This window comes from Microbacterium sp. 2MCAF23 (assembly GCF_052115565.1).
Lineage (GTDB): Bacteria > Actinomycetota > Actinomycetes > Actinomycetales > Microbacteriaceae > Microbacterium.
Map to the genome: position 1 here is coordinate 1 of NZ_JBFRGY010000019.1, position 23,052 is coordinate 23,052.

At 71.2% G+C, this 23,052-nt stretch carries 19 protein-coding genes, 1 pseudogene and 2 riboswitches; of the genes and pseudogenes, 9 read left to right on the plus strand and 11 right to left on the minus strand.

The genetic code is table 11. The features are described from left to right. Positions 1-594, plus strand: a pseudogene (locus tag AB4078_RS18060) (hypothetical protein); the annotation flags it as partial. A 271-nt stretch (positions 595-865) separates the two neighbouring features. Here AB4078_RS18060 and AB4078_RS18065 read toward each other — a convergent pair. After that, a complete protein-coding gene (locus AB4078_RS18065; protein WP_440733501.1) occupies positions 866-1,318 on the minus strand; it encodes an N-acetyltransferase family protein in 453 nt (150 codons plus the stop codon). A 247-nt stretch (positions 1,319-1,565) separates the two neighbouring features. Here AB4078_RS18065 and AB4078_RS18070 point away from each other — a divergent pair, with 247 nt between their 5' ends. Further along, the gene (locus AB4078_RS18070) at positions 1,566-3,785 is read left to right on the plus strand and encodes an NADP-dependent isocitrate dehydrogenase (RefSeq protein WP_441978273.1); all 2,220 of its coding nucleotides are present in this window, start codon (positions 1,566-1,568) and stop codon (positions 3,783-3,785) included. A 147-nt stretch (positions 3,786-3,932) separates the two neighbouring features. On the opposite strand, the gene AB4078_RS18075 is transcribed toward AB4078_RS18070, so the two are convergent. Beyond that, entirely contained in the window at positions 3,933-5,411 is a 1,479-nt protein-coding gene (locus AB4078_RS18075) for a L,D-transpeptidase family protein (RefSeq protein WP_441978274.1), read from the minus strand. Between the two features lie 283 nt (positions 5,412-5,694). Here AB4078_RS18075 and AB4078_RS18080 point away from each other — a divergent pair, with 283 nt between their 5' ends. From AB4078_RS18080 to AB4078_RS18090, 3 genes are all read left to right on the plus strand, one after another. Beyond that, entirely contained in the window at positions 5,695-6,843 is a 1,149-nt protein-coding gene (locus AB4078_RS18080; RefSeq protein ID WP_441978275.1) for an ROK family transcriptional regulator, read from the plus strand. Then, the gene (locus AB4078_RS18085) at positions 6,840-7,766 is read left to right on the plus strand and encodes an ROK family protein (RefSeq protein WP_441978276.1); all 927 of its coding nucleotides are present in this window, start codon (positions 6,840-6,842) and stop codon (positions 7,764-7,766) included. Before AB4078_RS18080 ends, AB4078_RS18085 begins: the two co-directional genes overlap by 4 nt. A gap of 64 nt (positions 7,767-7,830) precedes the next feature. Then, on the plus strand, positions 7,831-8,610 hold the full coding sequence (locus AB4078_RS18090) for a glucosamine-6-phosphate deaminase (protein ID WP_441978277.1): 780 nt from the start codon (positions 7,831-7,833) through the stop codon (positions 8,608-8,610). A gap of 15 nt (positions 8,611-8,625) precedes the next feature. Here the strand turns inward: AB4078_RS18090 and AB4078_RS18095 are convergent, their stop codons facing one another. The 6 genes from AB4078_RS18095 to AB4078_RS18120 all read right to left on the minus strand — a co-directional run bounded on the left by AB4078_RS18095 (position 8,626) and on the right by AB4078_RS18120 (position 16,305). After that, positions 8,626-9,033: an NUDIX hydrolase gene (locus AB4078_RS18095; RefSeq protein WP_441978278.1), complete on the minus strand. Its 408-nt coding sequence runs from the start codon at positions 9,031-9,033 to the stop codon at positions 8,626-8,628. After that, a complete protein-coding gene (locus AB4078_RS18100) occupies positions 9,026-10,459 on the minus strand; it encodes an FAD-binding oxidoreductase (protein WP_441978279.1) in 1,434 nt (477 codons plus the stop codon). The genes AB4078_RS18095 and AB4078_RS18100 overlap by 8 nt, the downstream gene beginning before the upstream one ends. Positions 10,460-10,467: 8 nt before the next feature. Continuing rightward, positions 10,468-10,890, minus strand: a complete 423-nt coding sequence (locus tag AB4078_RS18105) for a YrdB family protein (RefSeq protein WP_441978280.1) — start codon at positions 10,888-10,890, stop codon at positions 10,468-10,470. 70 nt (positions 10,891-10,960) lie between these two features. Beyond that, positions 10,961-13,087, minus strand: a complete 2,127-nt coding sequence (locus AB4078_RS18110) for a sigma-70 family RNA polymerase sigma factor (protein WP_441978281.1) — start codon at positions 13,085-13,087, stop codon at positions 10,961-10,963. A gap of 468 nt (positions 13,088-13,555) precedes the next feature. Further along, positions 13,556-14,731 (minus strand): N-acetylglucosamine-6-phosphate deacetylase, encoded by a 1,176-nt coding sequence (locus AB4078_RS18115; RefSeq protein WP_441978282.1) that lies wholly within the window; start codon positions 14,729-14,731, stop codon positions 13,556-13,558. Next, entirely contained in the window at positions 14,728-16,305 is a 1,578-nt protein-coding gene (locus AB4078_RS18120) for a beta-N-acetylhexosaminidase (protein WP_441978283.1), read from the minus strand. Before AB4078_RS18120 ends, AB4078_RS18115 begins: the two co-directional genes overlap by 4 nt. A gap of 84 nt (positions 16,306-16,389) precedes the next feature. Next, positions 16,390-16,472: riboswitch (ZMP/ZTP riboswitch) on the plus strand. 35 nt (positions 16,473-16,507) lie between these two features. On the opposite strand from AB4078_RS18120, the gene glyA reads away from it, so the two are divergent. Continuing rightward, positions 16,508-17,782: a serine hydroxymethyltransferase gene (gene glyA / locus AB4078_RS18125; protein WP_440733489.1), complete on the plus strand. Its 1,275-nt coding sequence runs from the start codon at positions 16,508-16,510 to the stop codon at positions 17,780-17,782. Then, on the plus strand, positions 17,779-18,660 hold the full coding sequence (locus AB4078_RS18130; protein ID WP_441978284.1) for a bifunctional methylenetetrahydrofolate dehydrogenase/methenyltetrahydrofolate cyclohydrolase: 882 nt from the start codon (positions 17,779-17,781) through the stop codon (positions 18,658-18,660). The genes glyA and AB4078_RS18130 overlap by 4 nt, the downstream gene beginning before the upstream one ends. 106 nt (positions 18,661-18,766) lie before the next feature. On the opposite strand, the gene AB4078_RS18135 is transcribed toward AB4078_RS18130, so the two are convergent. The 3 genes from AB4078_RS18135 to AB4078_RS18145 form a co-directional block, all read right to left on the minus strand. Continuing rightward, positions 18,767-19,306 (minus strand): hypothetical protein, encoded by a 540-nt coding sequence (locus AB4078_RS18135; protein WP_441978285.1) that lies wholly within the window; start codon positions 19,304-19,306, stop codon positions 18,767-18,769. A gap of 63 nt (positions 19,307-19,369) precedes the next feature. Then, positions 19,370-20,572 (minus strand): HupE/UreJ family protein, encoded by a 1,203-nt coding sequence (locus AB4078_RS18140; RefSeq protein WP_441978286.1) that lies wholly within the window; start codon positions 20,570-20,572, stop codon positions 19,370-19,372. A gap of 25 nt (positions 20,573-20,597) precedes the next feature. Next, positions 20,598-21,329 (minus strand): DUF6882 domain-containing protein, encoded by a 732-nt coding sequence (locus AB4078_RS18145; protein ID WP_441978287.1) that lies wholly within the window; start codon positions 21,327-21,329, stop codon positions 20,598-20,600. Between the two features lie 93 nt (positions 21,330-21,422). After that, a riboswitch (TPP riboswitch) is annotated at positions 21,423-21,523 on the plus strand. Between AB4078_RS18145 and thiO the strand changes: the two genes are divergently transcribed. Together thiO and thiS are read left to right on the plus strand one after the other, a co-directional pair. Beyond that, complete coding sequence (gene thiO / locus AB4078_RS18150) at positions 21,517-22,662, plus strand: glycine oxidase ThiO (protein WP_441978288.1); 1,146 nt, start codon at positions 21,517-21,519, stop codon at positions 22,660-22,662. It overlaps the preceding riboswitch by 7 nt. A gap of 111 nt (positions 22,663-22,773) precedes the next feature. Continuing rightward, on the plus strand, positions 22,774-23,034 hold the full coding sequence (gene thiS, locus AB4078_RS18155) for a sulfur carrier protein ThiS (protein WP_441978289.1): 261 nt from the start codon (positions 22,774-22,776) through the stop codon (positions 23,032-23,034). Positions 23,035-23,052: the final 18 nt, after the last annotated feature.

The following is a 23,052-nucleotide window of genomic DNA, read 5'->3' on the forward strand; positions in this document are numbered from 1 at the left end:
GCCGAGGTGGCCGATGCCCGGCGCGCCCTGCGCGAGGCCGAGACGGGCGCCAGAGCCGCGGCGGCCTCGGTGCGGGCACGACGAGCGCAGGCCGAGGCGGCGCGAGCGGACCTGGCGCTGAACGCGGATCCGCGGCGTCGTCCGCTGCCCCGCGCGATGGCGGCCCATGACGCGGTCGTGGCGCGCTGGATGGCCTACGAGACGGATCCGGCGAAGCTCATCGCATACCCCACCATCGGCGACGCCCGCGATCCGTCCACCGCCGCGTTCCTGCTCGCGATGGACGAGGCGCGGCAGGCGCGCCCGGATCCTGCCCGCCGCGTCGCCCCGGCCGAGTTCGGCGCCTACCGCGACGCGGTGGCCCGCCTCGAGCGCGCGTTCGACCTCGCCGAGCGCGACGCGCATGCCCGTGCCGAGGGCAGGGACCCGGAGCGCGAGCGCGTATCGCGCGGGACCGGATGGCAGGACACCGCCCAGCACGTGATCGCGCTGTCGGCCGAGGCTCTGGATCGGGCGGCCGATGCGGCGGCCTCGGCGATCGCCGCGTGGAACGCACGCGAGCGCGGACCGAAGCCGCGCAACCAGAACGACTGAGCGCGCGCGAAGCGATGCGTTCGGAGTGCGTTCCCGCTTCCGCAGGATGTGTCGGTCGGATCCGTCCGTCAGAGTCGCGGATGCCCTGCGGAGTCGACGATGACAGGCGATGACAGGCAACGGTCCACAGGGCGGCGACGTCCGGTTCGCCTGCTCATCGGGGAGAGAAGACGACGGGGCTTCGATGGGGGAGGGGATTCGAAACCCCGCCGCCGATCACAGCGTACGCGTGTCGCGGGCGCGTCGGGGTGCAGAACCGGGCGCGCCGGGGTCAGAAGCGGATCTCTGCGATGACTTCGGCGTATTCGGTCTGGCCGACCGGCGTGAAACCGACGCGTTCGAAGAACGCCTCGGGGCCTCCCGTGCCCGCCTCGTAGATCACGTTCAGGTGCTGGAAGCCGCGTGCACGGGCCTCGGCGATGAGGCTCTCCACGGCGAACCGGCCGACGCCGCGCCCCTGGTCGTCGGCGTCCACGTTGATGCGCCACAGCACGGAGCGGAAGTGCTCCTCCGGGGCATCGGGATCGAAGTTGGCGCTGACGAAGCCGACGACCTCGTCGCCGTCCAGCACGACCCGCTGCCAGCTCGTCTGCGGATTCATGACGGTCGCTGCGATCCCGTACGAGACGGGCGCGAGGTACTGCTCCTGCCCGGGCTTGAGGGAGAGGTTGTTGACGGCGACGATCGTCGCCGCGGACAGTTCGACCAGTCGCAGTTCCGTCATGGACAACAGGCTAAACCCTGGATGGGCCTCGTGACGGTCCGAGCCGAAACGTGGGGATAAGTTCATCTGCGCGGCACCGGGCGTGCGGATGGGGCCGGGCGCACGCGCGTGCAGGAACCGACGAACCTCGCTCGGGAACCGACCGAGGGCAGGTATCTTGGTATCGAGACAAATCCGCGCGATACCCCGCGCGCGCATCGCGCGAGGCCGCTGTCTGAAACCCTTCCTGCGTGAAACGGAGACCCCGGTGACCGACGACGCCATCATCTACACCTACACGGACGAGGCGCCGGCACTGGCCACCGCCTCACTGCTGCCGATCGTCCAGGCCTACGCCCACCAGGCGGGCGTCGACATCGAGACCCGCGACATCTCGCTCGCAGGTCGGATCCTCGCGACGTTCCCGGAGCGCCTGAGCGCCGGCCAGGCCGTGGGCGACGCGCTCGCCGAACTCGGCGGGCTCGCTACGACGCCCGAGGCGAACATCATCAAGCTCCCGAACATCTCGGCCTCCATCCCGCAGCTCAAGGCGGCGATCGCCGAGCTGCAGAAGCAGGGCTTCGACGTCCCGGACTACCCGGACGACGCGACGACGGTCGAGGAGAAGGACATCCGCGCCCGGTACGACCGCATCAAGGGCTCCGCCGTGAACCCGGTGCTGCGCGAGGGCAACAGCGACCGCCGCGCCCCGCTCGCGGTGAAGAACTACGCGAAGAAGCACCCGCACCGCAACAAGGCCTTCGCCGCCGGATCCAAGACGCATGTCGCGACGCTCGGACACGACGACTTCAAGGCGAACGAGCGCAGCTGGGTCTCCCCGGGCGATGACGTGCTCACCATCCAGCACGTCTCCGCCGACGGGCAGGTCACCGTCCTCAAGGAGAACCTCAAGGTCCTCCCGGGCGAGATCGTCGATGCGACCTTCCTGAACGCCGCGGCCCTCGACGCCTTCCTCGCCGAGACCCTCGCCGAGGCGAAGGCGGAAGACGTGCTCTACTCGGTGCACCTCAAGGCGACGATGATGAAGGTCTCGGATCCGATCATCTTCGGCCACGTCGTGCGCGCCTACTTCGCGGACGTCTTCGCCCAGTACGGCGACAAGCTCGCCGCGGCGGGCCTGACCGCCAACGACGGGCTCGGTTCCATCCTCGCCGGACTCGCCGGCATCGAGGGCGGCGAGGAGATCGCGGCGGCATTCGCGGCGGCGATGGAGAACGGCCCGCGCCTGAGCTACGTCAACTCGGACAAGGGCATCACCAACCTGCACGTCCCGAGCGACGTGATCGTCGACGCCTCGATGCCCGCCCTCGTCCGCAACGGGGGCAAGCTCTGGGGCAAGGATGGCGGAGAGGACGACACCCTCGCCGTCATCCCGGACTCGTCGTACGCCGGCGTCTACCAGGCCACGATCGAGGATGTCATCGCGAACGGCCCGCTGGACCCGGCGACGATCGGGACCGTGCCGAACGTCGGCCTCATGGCCCAGGCGGCCGAGGAGTACGGCAGCCACGACAAGACCTTCGAGATCGCCGCCGACGGGCGCGTCCAGGTCCTCACCTCGGCGGGCGATGTCGTGCTGGAGCACGAGGTGCACGCGGGCGACATCTGGCGCGCCACGCAGACCAAGGACGTCCCCGTGCGCGACTGGGTCAAGCTCGCCGTCAGCCGAGCCCGCGCCACCGGAGCGCCCGCCGTCTTCTGGCTGAACCCGGAGCGCTCGCACGACGCCGCGCTCATCGCCAAGGTGACCGAGTACCTCAAGGACTACGACACCGACGGCCTGACGATCGAGATCCTCACCCCGGAGGAGGCGACGCGCTATTCGCTCGCCCGGATGCGCAAGGGCGAGGACACCATCTCTGTCACGGGCAACGTGCTGCGCGACTACCTCACCGACCTGTTCCCGATCCTCGAGGTCGGCACCAGCGCGAAGATGCTGAGCATCGTCCCGCTGCTCGCCGGCGGCGGGCTGTTCGAGACCGGTGCGGGTGGATCCGCCCCGAAGCACGTGCAGCAGCTCGTCGAGGAGAACTACCTGCGGTGGGACTCGCTGGGTGAGTTCTTCGCGCTCGCCGCGTCGTTCGAGCACTTCGCCGACCGCACGGGCAACGCCAAGGCCGCGATCCTGGCGAAGACGCTCGACGCCGCGACGGGCACGTTCCTCGAGAACGACCGTTCGCCGGGCCGCGCTCTCGGCACGATCGACAACCGCGGCAGCCACTTCTACCTCGCCCTGTACTGGGCGCAGGAGCTGGCGAAGCAGACCGAGGACGCCGAGCTCGCGGCCGCGTTCGCGCCGGTCGCCGCCGCGCTCGCCGCGGATGAGGAGCGCATCGTCTCCGAGCTCACCGCGGTGCAGGGCAAGCCTGCCGAGATCGGCGGCTACTACCGCCCCGACGGCGCCCTCGTGGCGAAGATCATGCGTCCGTCGGCGACGCTGAACGCGGTCATCGACGGCCTGAACTGACAGCACGACGAAGGGGGCGGATGCTGCGGCATCCGCCCCCTTCGTCATTCCGTCCGGCGAGCCGTCGCATCGCGTCGCGCCGGGCACGAGAAGGGGCCCGCCGCGCGATGCGACGAGCCCCGTCCGGACGAGAGATCCGGATCCGGATCAGTAGTGCACGTTGACCTCGGTGCCCTGCGGGCTCCAGTCGAACAGCCACTCGGCGCGCCACTCCGGCATGCCGACGCAGCCGTGGCTCATCGGGCTGCCCCAGTTGTCGTGCCAGTACACGCCGTGCAGGGCCTCGTCACCGTTGAAGTACATGATCCACTTGACGTCGGGCTGGTAGTAGTACGGCGCCTTGGTGAGGTCGGTGTTGCCCATGTTCTGGGTCTCGAGCTTCCAGTTCACCGCGAACGACCCGGTGTGCGTCGCGAAGCCCTCGCGGCCCGAGGAGACCAACCAGGAGTCGACCACGTTGCCGTTCTCGGTGACCGTCACGGTCTCGGTGCTGAGGTTGACGTCGATCTTGCGCAGCAGCGTCGTGGAGCTGAAGGGCGTGTCTGTGACCGGGAGAGTGAGGGTGCCGTTGCCCTTCGCGATCTGCGCGGCGAACGTCGCCGCCGCCCCCGACATGTCACCGAGCTGGCGGCCGGTCACACCGGGGGTGATGTCGGCGAGCACCTCGCCCGAGGAGTTCACGACCGTGGTGGCGTTGACAGGCGCGCGGTTGACCGTCGCCGCGAGCGTGTCGATGCTCTTCTGGATGGCGGTACGATCCGCGGTGATCGCGAGCTTGCCGTCGTCGGGCGTGAGGGTGAGCCAGCTGGCGGCTGTGGCCGGGTCCACGGGGACCGTGCGCTCCGTGCCGACGTAGAAGCCGATCGTGGAGAGCAGGGTGTTGAGCTCGGTGACCGTGGCGGCGGCGGTCTTATCGCTGATGGCGGGGGCGACCGGCGCCGCGTTCGCCTCGAACGTGAGCGAGCTGCGCCCCTTCTCGGCGGCTGACGAGATCGCCGCCGTGAGGGCCTTGAGGTCGATGCCGGAACCGTCCTTCGCGGGAGTCGCCGCGTAGCCGGTGCCGTGGAAGGCGACCGTGGCATCGGTGGCGTCCCGATAGACCGTGGGGACCTGCGCGCGCAGCGCGTGTTCGGCGGCGCGCTCGTCGAGGGTGATGGTGCCGGGGATCGGGGCGGACATCCAGCTCGTGATGTTCCACATCGGGCGCTCGGCGAAGGCCTTGTCGGCGAGCTTGGTCGCGTCGACATGCGCGCCCAGGTCGGATCCGCTGACGTGCTTGCCGTCGCCCTCGCCGGTCAGTGTCACCTGCATGGCGCCGATGTGGTTGCTGACGGCCTCTGCCGCGGCGCCGGGCGTCATTCCGCCGACCTGCACACCGGCGATCGCGGTGCCGGGGGCGATGAGGATCGTCGACGCGGCGCCCAGGCCCAGGACGAGCACGCCGAGGCCGATGCCGACCCAGCGGCCGACGTGGCGCTTCTTGCGCGGAGGCTCATCGGCGGGTGCCCACTCCACAGGGCGATCGCCCGCGCCGTCTCCGGCGGCGGCCTCTGCGGTCGCATCCGTGCCGTCGACGATCGTGTTCTCCTCGGTCGGAGCCCCCGCTGCCGTCACCAGATCCGTCACGTGCACACCCCCCTTGCCCTTCAGCGTTGTCAGTCTTTCAAGGATACGGGATGCCATATCACAAAACGGCAACGGAAGCACATGGACGGACGGAGGTGCGCGGGATCAGCGGCCCAGGGGCCTCGTCGTACAGCGCCGCGCGCGGGAAAACTTGGGGTGAACGAGCCAGGATCCGGTAACGTTCGAGGAGACCCGGTTCGCGACGCGCGCGACCGGGCTTGATTTTCACCCGTTCGTAAGGTGTACTAACAAACATGGCCCCACGGATGAGCAGCGTCGCCCGATGAACGCGGAGAGCGGGTCCAGCCCGCATCGCTTCGGGTCCGCGCGCAAGCTGCGCACGAGCACCAAGGTGCTCCCCGAGCACGCGCGCGGACACAATCGCGCCCTGGTGCTGCAGACGCTGTATCACTCCGGCGCCATGAGCCGCGCCGACCTCTCCCGGGAGACCCGCCTCACCCGCGTGACGATCTCCGACCTGGTCGGCGAGTTCATCCACGACGGCATCGTCGTGGAGAAGGGCATCCGCGAGACCACCGGCCCGGGTAAGCCGCCCATCCTCATCGACATCGATCGCGACGGCCATCGCATCGTCGGCCTCGACCTCTCCGGTCCGGGCGCCTTCGAGGGTGCGCTGATGAGCCTGGACGGCGTGGTGCTCGAGCGACGCGAGGTGCCCCGCCCGAACGGCGGCGCGGCCGCGTACGAGGCGGTCCGCTCCCTCGCTGCGGAGTTGGTCGAGCTGTCCACCGTGCCGGTGCTCGGCATCGGCGTCGGTGCTCCGGGAATCGTCCGGCCCGATGGGGTCGTGCTGAACTCGCCCAATCTGGACTGGAGCGATTTCCCGCTCGAGCGGCTGCTCAGCGCGGCCCTGGACCTGCCGGTCCTGGTGCGCAACGACGCGAACGCCGCGGTGCTCGCCGAGTACACCTTCGGCCAGGCTCGTCCGGACATGCTGCTGATCAAGATCGGCCGCGGCGTCGGGGCAGGCCTGATCTCGGACAGCCAGCCCCTCGTGGGCAGCCGCTACGCGGCGGGCGAGATCGGCCACGTCGTCGTCGGCACCGACGGCGGGCCGCGCTGCGCGTGCGGCAAGGAGGGATGCCTGGAGGCCTGGCTGAGCGCATCCCAACTGCGCGCGCGCATCGCCGAGGACCCTGCAGCCGAGGAGCAGGTGCTGCGTGAGGCCGGAACACGGCTCGGCGTCGCCATCGCGCCCATCGTCGCCGCGCTCGACCTCTCCGAGATCGTGCTGTCGGGACCTGCGGATCTGCTCGCCGGCACGCTCATCGACGCAGCCACGCGCACGCTGACCGAGCGCACGCTGGAGGGCGTCTTCGACGACGTCGCGATCCGGCTCACCGCGCAGGACGACATCGTGCTGCGCGGAGCCGCCGTCATGGTCCTGTCGGGCCAGCTGGGCGTCTCGTGAGCGCGATCCGCGTCGGCCTCGACGTCGGCGGAACCAAGATCGACGCGCTCGCTCTCGCCGCCGGCGGCGCGATCCTCGCGCGCACCCGTATCCCCACGGGATGGGGCGATCACGCCGTCGTCACCGCCGTGCACGACGCCGTCGACGCGCTCGCCGGCGAGGGCGGCTTCCCGGTTTCGGACGTGGCATCGGTCGGCATCGGCATCCCCGGTCTCATCGATGCCGATGCGGGCCGCGTGTTGTACGCGGTGAACCTCGGCGTGACCGACCTGAATCTCGCCGAGGCCGTGCGCATCCGCCTGCCCGTCCCCGTCTCCGTGGAGAACGACGTGAAGGCGGCGGCCCTCGGCGCCGGGTCACTGCGCGGCGACGCCCACTCGATGGCCTACCTGAACCTGGGCACCGGGGTCGCCGCGGGGATCGTCATCGACGGGGCTCTCTGGCGCGGCGCGCACGGTACGGCCGGGGAGGTCGGGCATCTCTCCGTGGATCCCCGCGGGCGGGTGTGCGGCTGCGGGCAGCGCGGCTGCATCGAGACCTTCTGCGGCGGAGGCGCCGTGACCAAGGCCTGGGCGCGCGGCGGCGATCTTCCGCTCCGCGACATCTTCGACCTTGCGGAGGACGGCGACGCGTTCGCCCTGGAGCTGCGCGAGGGCATCGCGTTCGGCGCGGCCTCCGCGGTCCGCAGCCTCGTGCTCAGCGCCGACGTCGAGACCGTCGTGATCGGCGGCGGGGTCACCGCCCTCGGCGACCGCCTGCTGGACGACCTCGTGCGCCGGCTGCGCCAGGAGGGTGCGGAATCGCCGTTCATCGGCTCGCTGCGGTTGGACCGGAGAGTCGAACTGCTGCCGCTCGGATCCCCTGCGGCAGCGCTCGGGGCCGCGCTCGTCGGGGCCGCCGGCCTGCCCGCCGAACTCGTCTGATCACCGCACCGCCTCGAACCCGCACATCCGAATCCACGCCACCGACACCTAGAGGGAGCACCCCATGGCCGAAGTCGTCATCGTCGAGAACTCCACCGCCGCCGGCGAACTGGTCGCCGCCGAGATCGCCCGACTCATCGCGCGCCGCTCCGATGCGGTGCTCGGACTCGCGACCGGATCCACCCCACTGCCGGTCTACTCGGCACTGCGCACGCGACTCGTCGGCCTCGACGTGTCGCGCGTTCGCGGCTTCGCGCTGGACGAGTATGTGGGCATCGACCCCTCGCACCCGGAGAGCTACCGTTCCGTGATCACGCGCGAGGTCGTTCAGCCGCTCGGCCTGACGCCGGCGCTCGTGCACGTGCCGGACGGATCCGAGGACGGCATCGAGCACGCCGGGGCCGAGTACGACGCCAAGATCCGGGCGGCGGGCGGGGTCGACCTGCAGCTGCTCGGCATCGGCACCGACGGCCACATCGGGTTCAACGAGCCCGGCAGCTCGTTCGCGTCGCGCACCAGGGTGAAGACCCTCACCGAGCAGACCCGGGAGGACAACGCGCGCTTCTTCGACTCCCCGGACGACGTCCCGATGCACTGCATCACCCAGGGGCTCGGCACGATCCTGGAGGCGCGCCACCTCGTGCTGCTCGCTTATGGCGAGGGCAAGGCGCAGGCCATCGCCGACGCCGTCGAAGGGCCGCTGTCGGCCTTGGTGCCGGCCACGGCGATCCAGCTGCACCCGCACGCCACGGTGGTCGTGGACGAGGCCGCGGCGTCGAAGCTCACGCTCGCGGACTACTACCGCTACACCTTCGCGAACAAGCCGGCCTGGCAGGGCATCTGACCGGCGGGCGCGAGTTCAGCGGGTGAGATCCGGCCATGCCAGGGGGAGCAGGTGCTCCTCGCTGAGCGGGGCGAGCGGCAGCGACTCCGCATCGGCCGGGGTGATCCACCGCAACTCGGCGAGCTCGGCCTGCACCTGCACGTCGCCGGGCTCGGCGGTCGTGGCGAATGCGGTCGCGACCACGCGATGACCGGGCTCGTTCGCGGCCGCCGAGACGAACACGCCGAGCGGGCGCAGCGCATCCTCGTCGATGCGCAGCCCCAGTTCCTCGTGCAGCTCGCGTGCGAGGGTCTGCGCGGCGGTCTCGCCGGCCTCGGGCTTGCCGCCCGGCTGCATGAACCGCTCGGTGCCCTGCTTGCGCACGACCAGCACGCGCCCCGCGGCGTCGGTGATGATCGCGGCCGAGACGTGGATGTCAGGCATGGGGATCCTCCGTGTCATGCTGCACCGCGTCGTTCGGCGCTGGGTTGTCAGGCTCGGTGGTGCGGGGCGCGTAGACCCTGCCGGGGGCGAGTATTCCTGTCGGATCGAACGCCCGCACGATCTCGCGCTGCAGCTCCCACTGGTCCTCTCCGAGCTCCTCGGCGAGCCAGCGGCTCTTCAGTATTCCGATGCCGTGCTCGCCGGTGAGCGTGCCGCCCAGGCGCAAGGCCGCGCGGAACAGGTCGTCGGCGGCCTGCCAGATCCGCTCGGGGATCTCCGGGCTCTGCACGATGAAGTTCGGATGCAGGTTGCCGTCGCCGGCGTGCGCGACCGTGGGGATCTCGATCCCGTACTCCTGCTCGATGCGCGCGATCTCGTCGAACATCGCCGGCAGCGCGCTGCGCGGCACGGACACGTCTTCGATGAGGGTGGTGCCCAGGGCCGCCATGGCGGCGTGCATCGATCGACGGACCCGCAGCAGCTCCTCGCCCTCGACGGGGTCGTCGGTCACCGTCACGGTGCCGCCGGCCCCGCGCAGCACCGCGGCGATCTGCTCCGCCTCGACCGCGGCCGAGCGTCCGTCGGTCTGGATCGTCAGCTGCGCCACGCCCTCGAGCGGCGGCTCCAGCCCGAGCAGCGCGTGCACGGCGGCGAGGGAGCGCGCGTCCATGAGCTCCATGATCGCGGGCTCGGCGCCCGAGGCGGTGACGGCCGCGGATCCGCGGGCCGCGTCGCGGACGGCGGGGAAGGTCGCGACGATCGTGCACGGGGTGCCGGGCACGACGCGGCGCAGCTTCAGGGTGGCGCCGACGATCACGCCGAGCCGGCCCTCGGAGCCGATGACGAGTGACGTGAGGTCGAGGCCCGTCACGCCCTTCACGCTGCGGTGTCCGAGGTGCAGCAGGCGACCGTCGGCGAGCACGAGGTCGAGCGCCAGCACGGCATCGCGCACGACGCCGTACTTCGCGCACAGCAGCCCGCCCGCGCCTGTGGCGATGTTGCCGCCGATCGTGGAGATGTCGCGGCTGGCGGGGTCGGGCGGCCACCACAGGCCGTGTTCGGCGAGGAGCGCATCGAGCTCGGCGTTGAGGATCCCGGGTTCCACCACGGCGAGGAGATCGTCGGGGCGGATCTCGAGCACACGGCGCATGCGCAGAGTGGACAGCACGATCTCGCCGGCGCCGGCGATCGCGGCGCCTGCGAGCCCGGTGCCCGCCCCGCGCACCACGACAGGCGTGCGGGTCTCCTGCGCGATGCGAAGCGTCGCCTGCACGTCGGACGTCGATTCGGCGTGCACCACGGCGAGAGGAACGGACGGCGAGGCATGCCCGGATCGATCGGCGCGGGCGGCGTCGAGCGCGGCATCCGTCGTGTCGACGCGGTCGCCCAGCGCGATGCGGAGCCGGTCCAGGACGGTGACGGGCACCGGCGGCCTCAGGACAGGGCGCGGCGGCCGGCCATGAGTCCCGTGGCGACCGCGACGACGGCGAAGCCGAGTCCGATCCAGGCCTGTCCCATCGTCCACCAGGCGACGGTCACAGCGGCGTAGAGGAGGAGTTCGACGGCGGCGCGCACGAACGGGTGCACGACCAGCACCGGGCGCGGCGAGAGGAACAGCGCCCACAGCAGCAGCGTGATCACCGGCGCGCCGATCGCGGCGACGAGGTTCCACGGCAGGGTCCACGCGGCGAGGCCCCACAGCACGAGCGACGCGAGCGCGGCGACCAGGACGATCACGCGCACGATGTCCAGCGCGGTGGCGCGGGGGAGCATGCCCTGCGATGGGAGCGCGCTCGATTCGTCGGGAAGCGAGGGCACCGACCGGAGGTTGTCGGTAGCGGGGACGTCGGAGGGCATACCCACGATTCTACGCGCCGGGGACGGATGAGTCCGCGGTGGGCAACGGCACCAGAGGTCTCGGGTGCCTTCAGGGGGCGGTCGTCGTCAGCGGTGCGATGAGGGTGCTCAGCGGTGCGAGAAGGTCGGTGGGCGCCGGGGGTGCCGGGTCGGGGGCCGCAGGTGCCGGGTCCGCGGTCGGGTCGGGTGCAGCTGGCGCGGGCGCCGAGGCGGCGTCCACGCCAGGCGTTGCGCTCTGCGGCCCCGCCGGAGCCTGCGTCGCGGGTGCAGTCGGGGTGCTGGGATCCGATCCCGCTGCGGGAGCAGTCGGCGACGTCAGGTCGGCGGGCGCCGGACCGCTCGGGGTGGGCGCATCCGTGATCGGCGTGACGGCAGTGGTCGGCGGCGGCGTGGCCGGCGGCTCGGCCGGGGTAGGTGGTGCCGGGTAGGTCCAGCAGGAGGGCCAGCTCACCGGGGCGAGCCTGCCGAGGTCGAACTCAGCGGAACCGCCCACCTTGGCGCCCAGGACATAGGTGAACGAGATCTTCGCTCCCCCGTTGACCTGGTTGTAGGTCGGATTCAGCACGACGGATCCTGCGCCGGTCGCGTCGAGCGTCGTGTTCGCGGAGACCGCGCCATCGATTGCGGCCACTACGGTCGCGCCGTGCACGCCACTGATGGAGATCGCCACCCGCACGCGATCCTCGAGCAGTGGCGGGAGCAGGCTGCAGGTCAGCGTCGCTGTTCCGAGGACGGGCGCGGAGGCCGGGGGATTCGTCGTGCCCGGGTCTGTTCCGGGGTCGGTGCCGGGGTCTGTTCCCGGGTCTGTTCCGGGGTCGGTGCCGGGGTCTGTTCCCGGGTCTGTTCCGGGGTCGGTGCCGGGGTCTGTTCCGGGGTCGGTGCCGGGCTTGGACGGATCGACGGGTGACACCGGCGGCGCGACCGGGATGACATCGGCAGCCGCTGCGGGCGGCGCCGTGACGTCGACAGGCGCGGGCGCAACGGTCTTCGGCTGATCGGGGTGCGGCGCAGGGTCGACGGGGGCCACGGGGGCAGGTGGAGCCGCGGGCGGGACCGGCGACATCTGCGCGACGATGCCGGAGTCGCCCTGATCCGACGCGGATGGTGCCGAGGTCGAGGCGGGGTTCGCGGTGAGGCCAGGAACCACGGCTGCGGCGACGATCGCACCGGCGATCACAAGAGCTGCAGAACCTGCGCCGACCAGGGCACCGAAACCAGCGACGGCGCCGCCCGTCGAACCGCCGGAACCGGCCGTGGAAGAGCCGGCGGCGGAAGCAGCTCCATGAGCGGCCGCACCGGTGGCTCCGACGCCTGCCGAACTGGCGACGACCGCGCCCTGCACGACGCTGGAGGGCATTGCTGCGAGCGCGACGACGGGCGCGGACCCGCTCTGCAGCATCGCGAGGTAGGCGCCCGATCCGCTGATGCCCAAGACCAGGGGCAGCAGTACGAACGCCAGCCGGTGCGAGACCTCCTTGGCCTCTGCAGCGACGATCAGGCAGCGAGCGCACTCGCCGAGATGCTTCTCCAGCTTGTTGCGATCACGGGCGCCGAGGTTGCCGCGCGAGTATGCGCCCAGACGCTCGATCGTCCATTCGCAGACGGATCCGGGTTCTGCCGTGCTCAGATGCGCCTGGATCCATGCCTCTCGCAAACCCTCGCGGGCACGGAACGCGAGCTGCGCCGTTGCCCCGGCAGTCATTCCGATCAGTGGCGCGATCTCGGCCGGCTTCATCTGCTCGATCTCGGAGTACCAGAGCACCTCCTGCCAGCGCGAAGGGAGGCTGCGGAAGGCCTTGGCGGAGAGGCTGTGGTCGAGGGCGTCGTTCGCGGCCTGCTCGGTCGAGGAGGGATCCGCGACGGTGTCGAGCTCATCGATGGGGGCTTCGCGGCGGGCGCGGCCCCATCCGGCCGCGGTGTTGCGGATGCTGGTGAACAGATAGGCGCGGAACGACCCCGTGGGACCACCGCCCTTCCGGATGGTCTGGTAGATCCGCGCGAAGGACTCCTGTACGAGGTCGTCGGCGTCGAAGGTGCTCGTGATCGACCGCGCCACCGTCATGCCCGATGCGTAGTGACGGCGCCACAACTCTGCGTAGGCGTCGGGGTCGCCGGAGCGGGTGCGCAGCACGAGGTCGGCGTCGCTGCGCGCCGATTCGGCGCTATCCATCGATGCACTGGTGTGGTGGTCGGTCATTTCTCGGTTCTCAGTCGGGACAGGCTCATGAGAAGAGAGCGTCCCAATTGCTCATCACGCGGACCACCTATTCTTCACCCTCTGGCTGTGAACACGCCAGGGTACGAACGAAATCGGGGTAGGCGTGCAGGATCTGAACACGCAGGACGTGGTGTCGTCGGGGCTGAGACGGAGTGTCAGAACTTTCCCGATGATTTTCTGCGAACTCGCGTAATGGATCGCGAGGAACCCCATCTCCCTGTCAGAGACAGTCTGCGTGGGCCACCGGGGGGCGGCGAGCACAGGCTCCGGCGGGTGGGGATCCGCCGGCAAGGTCGGCCCGGCACCTCGGGGGAGGAGTTCCGGGCCGACCTGCTCTGATACGGGGACCCTCTGATTCGGGTTCAGGGGATCTGGGGAACTGAGGGTACGGGGGCCTCCGCTGGGGAGCGGCAGGCCCCCGGCCCCGACTGAGTCCCGTCGCGCCGATCAGCGGATCAGAGCCGCACCCGTCCAGACCCGCGCAACATCCAGGTCGGCACTGAGCAGGACGGCGTCGCCTAGGCACCCAGGCTCGAGTTCGCCGACGTACGCGCCGACCCCGATGGCACGCGCGGGCGTGCGGGTCAGCGCGAGCACAGCGTCGGCGAGCGGCACGCCGGCCTCCACGGCACGGCGCAGCGCCACGTCCTGCGTGAGCGTGGAGCCGGCGATCGAGCCGCTGTCCACCCTCGCCACGCCGTCGAGCACGGTGACGTGCAGCGAGCCCAGCATGTAGTCGCCGTCCGCGGATCCGGCCGCAGCCATCGCATCCGTGACCAGCGCGACCCGTCCCGGTGCCTCGTCGAACACGAGCTTGATGATGTGCGGGTGCAGGTGGATGTTGTCCGCGATCGCCTCCAGCGTGACGCGCTCGTCGTGCGCGGCGGTGAGCACCGGCCCGGGGTCGCGGTGGTGCACCGGACGCATGGCGTTGAAGGCGTGCGTGAGGATCGTCGCCCCGGCGTCGAACGCGGCGCGCATCGTGTCGTCGTCGGCGTCGGTGTGGCCCACCGCGGCCGCGGCGCCCGCGGCGACGACGAGGCGGATCGCCTCCAGGCCGCCCTCGAGCTCGGGAGCCAGAGTGACCTGGCGGACCGTGCCGCGGCCGGCGTCGAGCAGACGCTGCACGTCGGCCGCGGCAGGAGCACGCAGCAGCGCCGGGTCGTGGGCGCCCATGTGCCCGGGGTCGAGGAACGGGCCCTCCAGATGCGAACCGAGCAGATCGTGGTCGGTCCGCATGAGGTCGGCGACCATGCCGACACGGGCGCCCAGCTCGTCGAGGGTCGCGGTGATCAGCGAGACGACGGCGCGCGTCGTGCCGTGCGTGCGGTGCATCGCGCGGGCGGTGCGGATCGCGTCCACGCCGTCGTCGAAGGCCGCGTTCGCGCCGCCGTGCCCGTGGATGTCGACGAAGCCGGGGGTGAGAATCGCGCCGTGGCCCGCCGTCTCGCGTGCGTCCACGACGATGTCCGCCGGCACCCAGTCGGATCCGGTGCCGCGCGCTGCGACGGACCCGTCCTCGAACCGCACCCAGCCGTCCTCGACGATCGATCCGCCGGAGACGATACGGGCGGAGTGGATGACGAGGGATCCCTGTGCGGAGCTCTCGGTGCGGGCGGTCATGCGGTCTCCTCGAAGCTCGGGGCGGATGCGGCGGTGACGGGCTGCGGGATGCCGTCCGGCTCCGGAGTGGTCTCGTCGTCCAGCGCGGTGCGGTCGACGGCGATGCCCGAAGACTCCCACACGGGGATCAGCCGCGCGACCCTGGCCCGGAACGAGGGCCAGGATCGCTCGGGTCCATTCTGCGCCGACCATCCGATCTCCGCCTGCGCGGCGATGCGCGGGAAGGCGAGGCGGTCGGCATCGGCCAGGCTCGACACGGTCTCGGTCCACAGCGGCGCCTCGACGCCGAGGATCGCGCCGGCGGGCACATCGTCGATGACCGCGGTCGGCTCCCAGTCGTAGGCGGTGCGCAACGGCACCACACCGGCCCAGGCGAGGCCGAGCGGGAAGCCGGCGTGCGGCTTCATGTCGAGGTACGCCCGATCGGAGGGGGACAGGATCAGAGCGCCGCCGCGCTGCACGAAGTGCGCGGCATGCTCTCCGTGCGCGCCCTCCGGGGTGGCGCCGGCCCAGTACTGCCCGAGCATGCCCTCGGCGAGGTCGTCGACGGCGCCGGCCTCGTGCCAGGCGATGGGGGTCTTGCCCGTGGCCGCGGCGATCCGGCTGACCCGCTCGAAGAACAGCGCGAAGTCCTCGGATGAGGTTCCGAGGCACTCATCGCCGCCGATGTGCAGGTACGGTCCGGGCGTGAGGGCGGCGACTTCGGTGAGCACGTCGGTGATGAAGGCGTACGTGCTCTCGTCGTGGATCTGCACCGAGGAATGCCCGACCGCCCAGCCGGTGTAGGGCTCGCCGTGTACCGGGAGGGACTGGCTCAGCGCGGTCGATTCGGTGATCGTCTTGTCGCTGAGGGAGGGCAGCGCGACCAGCTCCGGATAGGCGACCCCGACGGCGTGGGTGTGCCCCGGCAGGTCGATCTCCGGCACCACGATCATGTGGCGCGCCGCAGCGTAGGCGACGATCTCGCGGTACTGGTGCTGGGTGTAGAACCCGCCGGCGCCTCCGCCGACCTCGCTGGCTCCGCCGCGCTCGGCGAGCAGCGGCCAGGACTCGATCTCGATGCGCCAGCCCTGGTCGTCGGTGAGGTGCAGGTGGAGGTGGTTGTACTTGAGCGAGGCCGCGCCGTCGATCCAGCGCTCGACGTCGGCGACCGAGAAGAAGTGGCGCGCGACGTCGAGCATGACGCCGCGGTAACGGAAGCGCGGGGCGTCTTCGACGCGGATCTCCGGCATGGACCAGCCGGCGCGCTCGCCGCGGCGCAGCAGCTGCAGGAGGGTGCGGGTGCCGTAGAAGAGACCGGCGGCGTCGTGCCCCGTGACGCGGATCACGTCGGCGCCGGCATCGAGCGTGTAGCCCTCCGCGGAGCCTTGGGCGGGGTCGATCTCGAGCGTGATCCGCGTGCCGCCGCTGTCGTCCACCGCATCGGCCCCGAGGAGTGCGCCGAGTTCGGCGCGCAGAAGCGCGACCGCTTCGGGATCACCGTCGAGGCGCACGGATCCGAGCGGGACGGATCCTTCGCCGAGTCGCACCGAGGAGGGGAACGGGATGAGCGACGGTGCATCATGCAGGACCATGAACAAAACTTACCGTGCGCACGGCGTGCCGCACGGACGGGCGACGTCATCGCCCTCCGGATCCTCATCCCGATCCGGTAGGCTCGTCGATGTCGCGACTGGCGTCTGGGTGGGTCACCACCGGGGAGCGACCGTCATGGATTCGACCGCGCGCCTGGGCCGATGAGCACCCCTCTCTTCGCAACCGTCAAAGGAGCATGCCATGACCGACCGTTTCTTCAATGCGCCTCTTTCCGAGGTGGACCCCGAGATCGCCCAGGTCCTCGACCGTGAGCTGAAGCGTCAGCAGACCTTCCTCGAGATGATCGCCTCGGAGAACTTCGTCCCCGTCTCCGTCCTGCAGTCGCAGGGATCCGTCCTCACCAACAAGTATGCCGAGGGCTACCCAGGCCGCCGCTACTACGGCGGCTGCGAGGAGGTCGACGTCGCCGAGGAGCTCGCGATCGCCCGCGCGAAGGAGCTGTTCGGCGCCGAGTTCGCCAACGTCCAGCCGCACTCCGGTGCGACCGCGAACGCCGCCGTGCTGCACGCGATCGCCCGCCCCGGCGACACCCTGCTCGGCCTGTCCCTGGACCAGGGCGGCCACCTCACGCACGGCATGAAGATCAACTTCTCCGGGCGTCTCTACGACATCGTCGCCTACGGCGTGAACCCCGAGACCTCGACCATCGACATGGACGAGGTGCGCCGTCTCGCCATCGAGCACAAGCCCAAGGTCATCATCGCGGGCTGGTCGGCCTACCCGCGTACCCTCGACTTCGCCGCATTCCGCGAGATCGCCGACGAGGTGGGCGCGCTGCTCTGGGTGGACATGGCGCACTTCGCCGGACTCGTCGCCGCGGGCCTGCACCCGAACCCGGTGCCGCATGCGCACGTCGTCTCCTCGACCGTGCACAAGACCATCGGCGGCCCCCGCTCGGGCTTCATCCTCACGAACGACGCGGACATCGCGAAGAAGATCAACTCCGCCGTCTTCCCGGGCCAGCAGGGCGGTCCGCTCATGCACGTGATCGCCGCCAAGGCGACCGCGTTCAAGATCGCCGGCACCCCGGAGTTCAAGGAGCGCCAGGAGCGCGTGCTGCGGGGCGCGGCGATCATCGCCGACCGCCTCTCGCAGCAGGACGTGAAGGACGCGGGCATCGCTGTCCGCTCCGGTGGAACTGACGTGCACCTGGTGCTGGTCGACCTGCGCGACGCCGAGATCGACGGCAAGCAGGCCGAGGATCTGCTGCACGACATCCACATCACGGTGAACCGCAACGCCGTCCCGAACGACCCGCGTCCGCCGATGGTCACTTCGGGCCTGCGCATCGGTACGCCCGCGCTCGCGACCCGCGGCTTCGGCGACGCCGAGTTCACCGAGGTCGCCGACGTGATCGCGCTCGCGCTGCAGCCCGGCGCCGACGTCGAGTCGCTGCGCGCCCGCGTGGACGCGCTCGCCGGCGCCTTCCCGCTCTACCCGGACCTCGTGCAGTGACGGCTCGGATCCTCGACGGCAAGGCGGCCTCGGCCGAGATCAAGGCGGAGCTCGCCGAGCGGGTCGCCGCGCTCGCGGAGCGGGGCATCGTTCCCGGCATCGGCACGGTGCTGGTCGGGGCCGACCCGGCCTCGCAGCTGTACGTGGGGATGAAGCACAAGCAGTCCGAGGCGATCGGGATGAACTCGATCCAACGCGAGCTGCCCGCCGACGCCACGCAGGCCGAGGTCGAGGCCGTCATCGATGAGCTCAACGCGGATCCGTCCTGCCACGGCTACATCGTGCAGCTGCCCCTGCCGAAGCACCTCGACACCGACGCGATCCTCGAGCGGATCGACCCGGCCAAGGACGCCGACGGGCTGCACCCGACGAACCTCGGCCGGCTGGTGCTCAACGTGAACGCGCCCATCCGCACGCCGCTGCCGTGCACGCCGCGCGGCGTGATCGAGCTGCTGCTGCGCAACGACTACGACCTCAAGGGCAAGCACGTGGTGGTCGTCGGCCGTGGCGTCACGATCGGGCGTCCGATGGGCCTGCTGCTCACGCGCCGCGACATCAACGCCACCGTCACCCAGGTGCACACGGGTACGCCGGACATGTCGCCGTACCTGCGCGAGGCGGACGTCATCGTCGCGGGCGCCGGAGTCAAGCACCTCATCCGGGCGGAAGACGTCAAGCCGGGCGCCGCGGTGCTCGACGTGGGCGTGACGCGCGAGACGGATCCGGAGACCGGCAAGAACAGGGTCTACGGAGACGTGGAGCCCGGGGTCGCCGAGGTGGCCGGCTGGATCTCGCCGAACCCCGGCGGGGTCGGCCCGATGACGGTCGCCCTGCTCATGACGAACGTGGTCGAGGCGGCGGAGCGCGCCGCGGGCTGAACGCACCAGCGCAGCGGGCTGAACGCTCCGGCGCACGCGCACCGACGAAGAACGGGCGGATCCGACGACAGGCCGGATCCGCCCGTTCCGTCTGCGGGTCGCGGGCTCAGCCGAGCTCGTCGAACATGCGGCGTTGCTCGGGCGTGAGGCCGTCCTCGAGCTCCTCGCGTGCCGCCGCGGTCGCCGGGGAGGACGCGGCGGAGGGAGCCGATGCCGTCTCGGACGCGGATGCGGAGCGGGATCCGGCGATCTTCGCCCCGGCGGCGTCATACAGCTCGCCGGTCTTGCGTGTCAGCGCATCGTCGACCTGGTCGTAGACCACCCAGCCGACCAGAAGGATCAGCGGCGGCAGGATCCAGCCCCAGACGTTGCCTGCGCGCACGCCGCTCAGCCAGACGGTGAGCAGCCAGATGACGAACTCGACCACGAACACGGCCAGGTACTGCACGATCTTGGTGCCGCCGGCAGACATCGACGATGCGACCCTCTGCAGCAGCGGCTTGAGGAAGAGCGCCGCCAGGGTCAGGATCACCGATGCCCAGAGCGCATGCAGGCCGACTCGGGCGGGTGTCAGCCCCCCGATGACGAGCAGCACGACCACGTTGAAGACGTAGAGCGACGCGAACCGCACGATCAGATTCCTCATGCGTCCAGACTGTCACGGAATCCGGTCCGGGCCGCTGCGCGGGTCGGATGGGCAGGGGTGGGCTCAGGGGGTTCCCGGCAGGCCGAGGACCCGCATCGCGAACCAGAGCAGGCCGAACAGGAGCACCACGGCGGTGACGACGATGCCCAGCACGGTCGCCGTGCGGGGCATGCGGCGGCGCAGCAGCAGGAGCGGCGGGAAGACCACGAGGATGACGGCCAGCTGCACCGCCTCGATGCCCAGGTTGAACACGAGCAGCGACCACAGCAGCGTCCAGGACCACGGCTCGTCGATCTTCAGCGCGGTCGCGAAGCCGAGCCCGTGCACGAGGCCGAAACCGAACACGATCCCGAGTCGCACGAGCGAGGCCGAGCGGGACGGCGGCGGCGCCGGCTCGCCTCGTCGTCGCGCCGCGCGTCGGAGCCGCTCCTCCCAGAGATGCCAGCCCGCGACGGCGGCGATCGACAGCGCGATGGCGGGCTCGACCAGATTCGCACCGATGTGCACGAGCCCGAGCGCGGCGAGCAGCAACGTGATCGAGTGCGCGAGGGTGAAGCAGGTCGCGGCGAGGACCACGTCGCGCAGCCGGCGCGAGCTGATGATGAGCGCGATGAGGAACAGGATGTGGTCGATCCCGGTCAGCAGGTGCTCGGCGCCGAGCAGGAAGAACTCGGCGAAGCGCGCGGTCCAGGGCTGCGCCGTCGAGAACTGCGGGTGCGCGGCGTCGAGGGCGGCGCTGCCGCTGCGGCCGTCGATCGCGTACGTCACGATCGTCTTGGTGTCCCTGACCATGCCCTCGGCGTCGGGGAACAGCGTGCTGTGCACGACCAACGCGCCGCCGTGGCCGGCCGCGCACGCATAGCGGATCCCGAAACGGGCGTAATCGGTCGCGTCCCTGGTGTGGAACACCGCGGGGCCGTCAGGATGCGGTGCACAGACCGAGCCGCCGTCGACCGCAACGGTGAATCGTTTCGTGGTGTACGCGAGGATGGCGGCGGCGTGGTCGGCGAGCACCTGGTTCTCCGCGCCCGGCCGAGGGTGCTCGATGGCAGTGGCGAAGAGCGCAGGGTCGTCCTGCGCCTTGGCGGCGGACGCGCTGAGCAGCTCGTGCTGGAGGTCGAACTCGACCCGGACATCGCTCGGGCCGGTCGCGGTGAGGTCGGCGTACGCGACCGTTGTCACATGCGCCCAGGCCGGGCCGGCGGACAGCAGCAGCGCGGCGACGGTGACGGCGAGGGCCACCGCGACGCGCGAGGCCGAGCGCATCTCCGGGTGCTTCGCAGCTTCCGGATCAGGCCTGTGGGGCCTGCCCGAGCTGCGACTCGATGCTCGCGATCCGGGCGTACTCGTCGAAGCGGAACGTGGCGCTGCCGCTCGCATCGCTGACGACCGCGGCCGAATACGCCTCATCGGCCCACTGCATGTTCCAGCCGGCGAGCCGGGCCAGATCCCACACGGAGGAGCGCGCGTCGGAGAGCGTCAGCTCGGACAGGATCCGAGGCAGGGCGACGACGGCGTCGGCGACCGTGAGCGGCGGAAGGGCTGCGTCCAGCAGGAACACGGCGCGCGTGCCGCTGCCGACCGGGGCGGAGTAGTACGGCGAGCGTCCGGTGATCTCCTCGGCGATCGCGCCGACCTGATGCGCGACGCCGGCGATCCAGCCGTCCAGGTCCGCGTCGATCTCGGCCGGGAACGGCAGCTCCGGATTGGACAGCGCATCGATCGAATAGGTCGTGCCGTAGTCGCGGAGGCCGGCGACGGACGGATCGGATCCGCCCTGCGGGTGCGCCCAGGCCCACATCAGCGAACGGGGTCCCGGGGCGATCGTGGCGACGAGCGATGCCCGCGCGACGAGCTGGCGGCTCGGATCGGTCTCCGACGTGAAGGTGAGGGTGCCCGCTGCAAGGTCGACGTCCCAGCGGTGCTCGCCCAGGGCGGCGGTCGCGGTGACCAGCTGGTCCTGGCGGAGGGCGGCGAACAGCGCGGCGCGGTCGGCGAGGGGCGCGAGGGCGGGGAACGTCATGCCCTCATCCTGCCGCGCAGGCCTATGAATGCGCCAGTCGCGCCGTCACGGAGGCGGCATCGGTGCATCACCGTCGTCACGACCCCCTAGGGTGGAGGGGTCCGCGGGAGCCCAGAGGGGCTGAGAGGGCCACATGCCGACCGCTGAACCTGATACGGGTCATACCGTCGTAGGAAAGGGCACAGCCATGCGCATCATCGTCGTCGGCGCCGGGATCATCGGCCTCGCCAGCGCTTCCGAACTGCTTCGACGCGGGCACGAGGTGACCGTGTTCGACCCTGCCCCGGCGGCGGGGGCGAGCCGCGCCGCCGCCGGGATGCTCGCTCCGACCACCGAGCTCGCCTGGGGTCAGGACGCCCTGCATCCGCTGCTGGCAGAGGCGGCGGCGCGGTACCCGGCCTTCGTCGCCGCCCTCGAGGAGCGCACCGGGCTCGGCACAGGCCACCGCCGCACCGCCACACTGGCGGTCGGCGTCGACGCCGCTGACCGGGCGACGCTCGCCGAACTCGCCACGCTGCGCGGAGGCGCCGTGCGGAGGATCACCGGATCGGAGGCGCGGGAGCTCGAGCCCGCGTTCGCCCCCGCCGTGTCCGGGGGACTGCTCGTCTCCGAGGATCATCAGGTCGACCCGCGCCTGGTCACTGCCGCGCTGCTCGCCGAGCTCGGCTCGCGGGTGCGCCTGGACGCGGTGGCCGCCGTCGAACGCGAGCCCGGCTCCGGACGTGCGACCGGGATCCGGTCGGCATCCGGCGAACGCGCGGTTGCCGACGAGGTGCTCGTGGCCGCCGGCCTGGGTGCGACGCTGATCGACGGAGTGCCGCGGCTGCCGCTGCGGCCCGTATGGGGTGACATCCTGCGCCTGCGGGTGCCGGATGCGATCCGCCCGCTGCTCACGCACACGGTCCGCGGACTGGTCCGGGGCTCCGCCGTGTACCTCGTGCCGCGCGAGGACGGCGAGCTCGTGCTCGGCGCCACCGTGCGCGAGGGCGGCGTCGAGGGCGTGCAGGCCGGTGGAGTGCTCGCGCTGCTGCGCGACGCGGAGCGGATCCTGCCCGGCATCGCGGAGTGCGAGGTCGTCGAGGTGCTCGCCCGGGCTCGCCCCGGCAGCCCCGACGCCGTGCCGCTGCTCGGCCGTGTGGCGCCAGGGCTGGTCGTCGCCACCGGGTTCGACCGGCATGGCGTGCTGCTGACGCCGTTGGCCGCTGAGCTCGGTTCGGACCTGGTCGAAGGGCGAGATGTCGCCCCGGCCTTCTCGGCGGCGCTGGATCCGTTCCGCTTCGGCGGCACCGGCGTGGCGGATGCCACCGTCGCCTCTGCTCTCAGCGTCGCCTGAACACCTCGTCCGTCGTGCGCCCGGACCTCGCCGTGCACTCGACGCCCCGCGCCTCGCCGGTGCCTCTGCAGGTCCCCTCCCGCGTATCGCGCATCCTCCGAAGAAAGGCCGATGATGACCGACACCTCCATTGCCCCCACGATCCGGCTGAACGGCGCCCCGCGTGCCGTCGCGGCCGGATCGTCTCTGCTCGACCTGGTGGCGCAGGTCACCGGGCGCGAGCTCCGCGCCGACGGCACGCGCGCCGACGGCGGACGCCTCGGCGTCGCCGCGGCGATCGCCGGCTCCGTCGTGCCTCGCACCGGCTGGTCCGTGCGCACTCTCGCCGATGGCGACGAGGTCGAGGTCGTCACCGCGGTGCAGGGCGGCTGACCGTCATGACCGCGATCG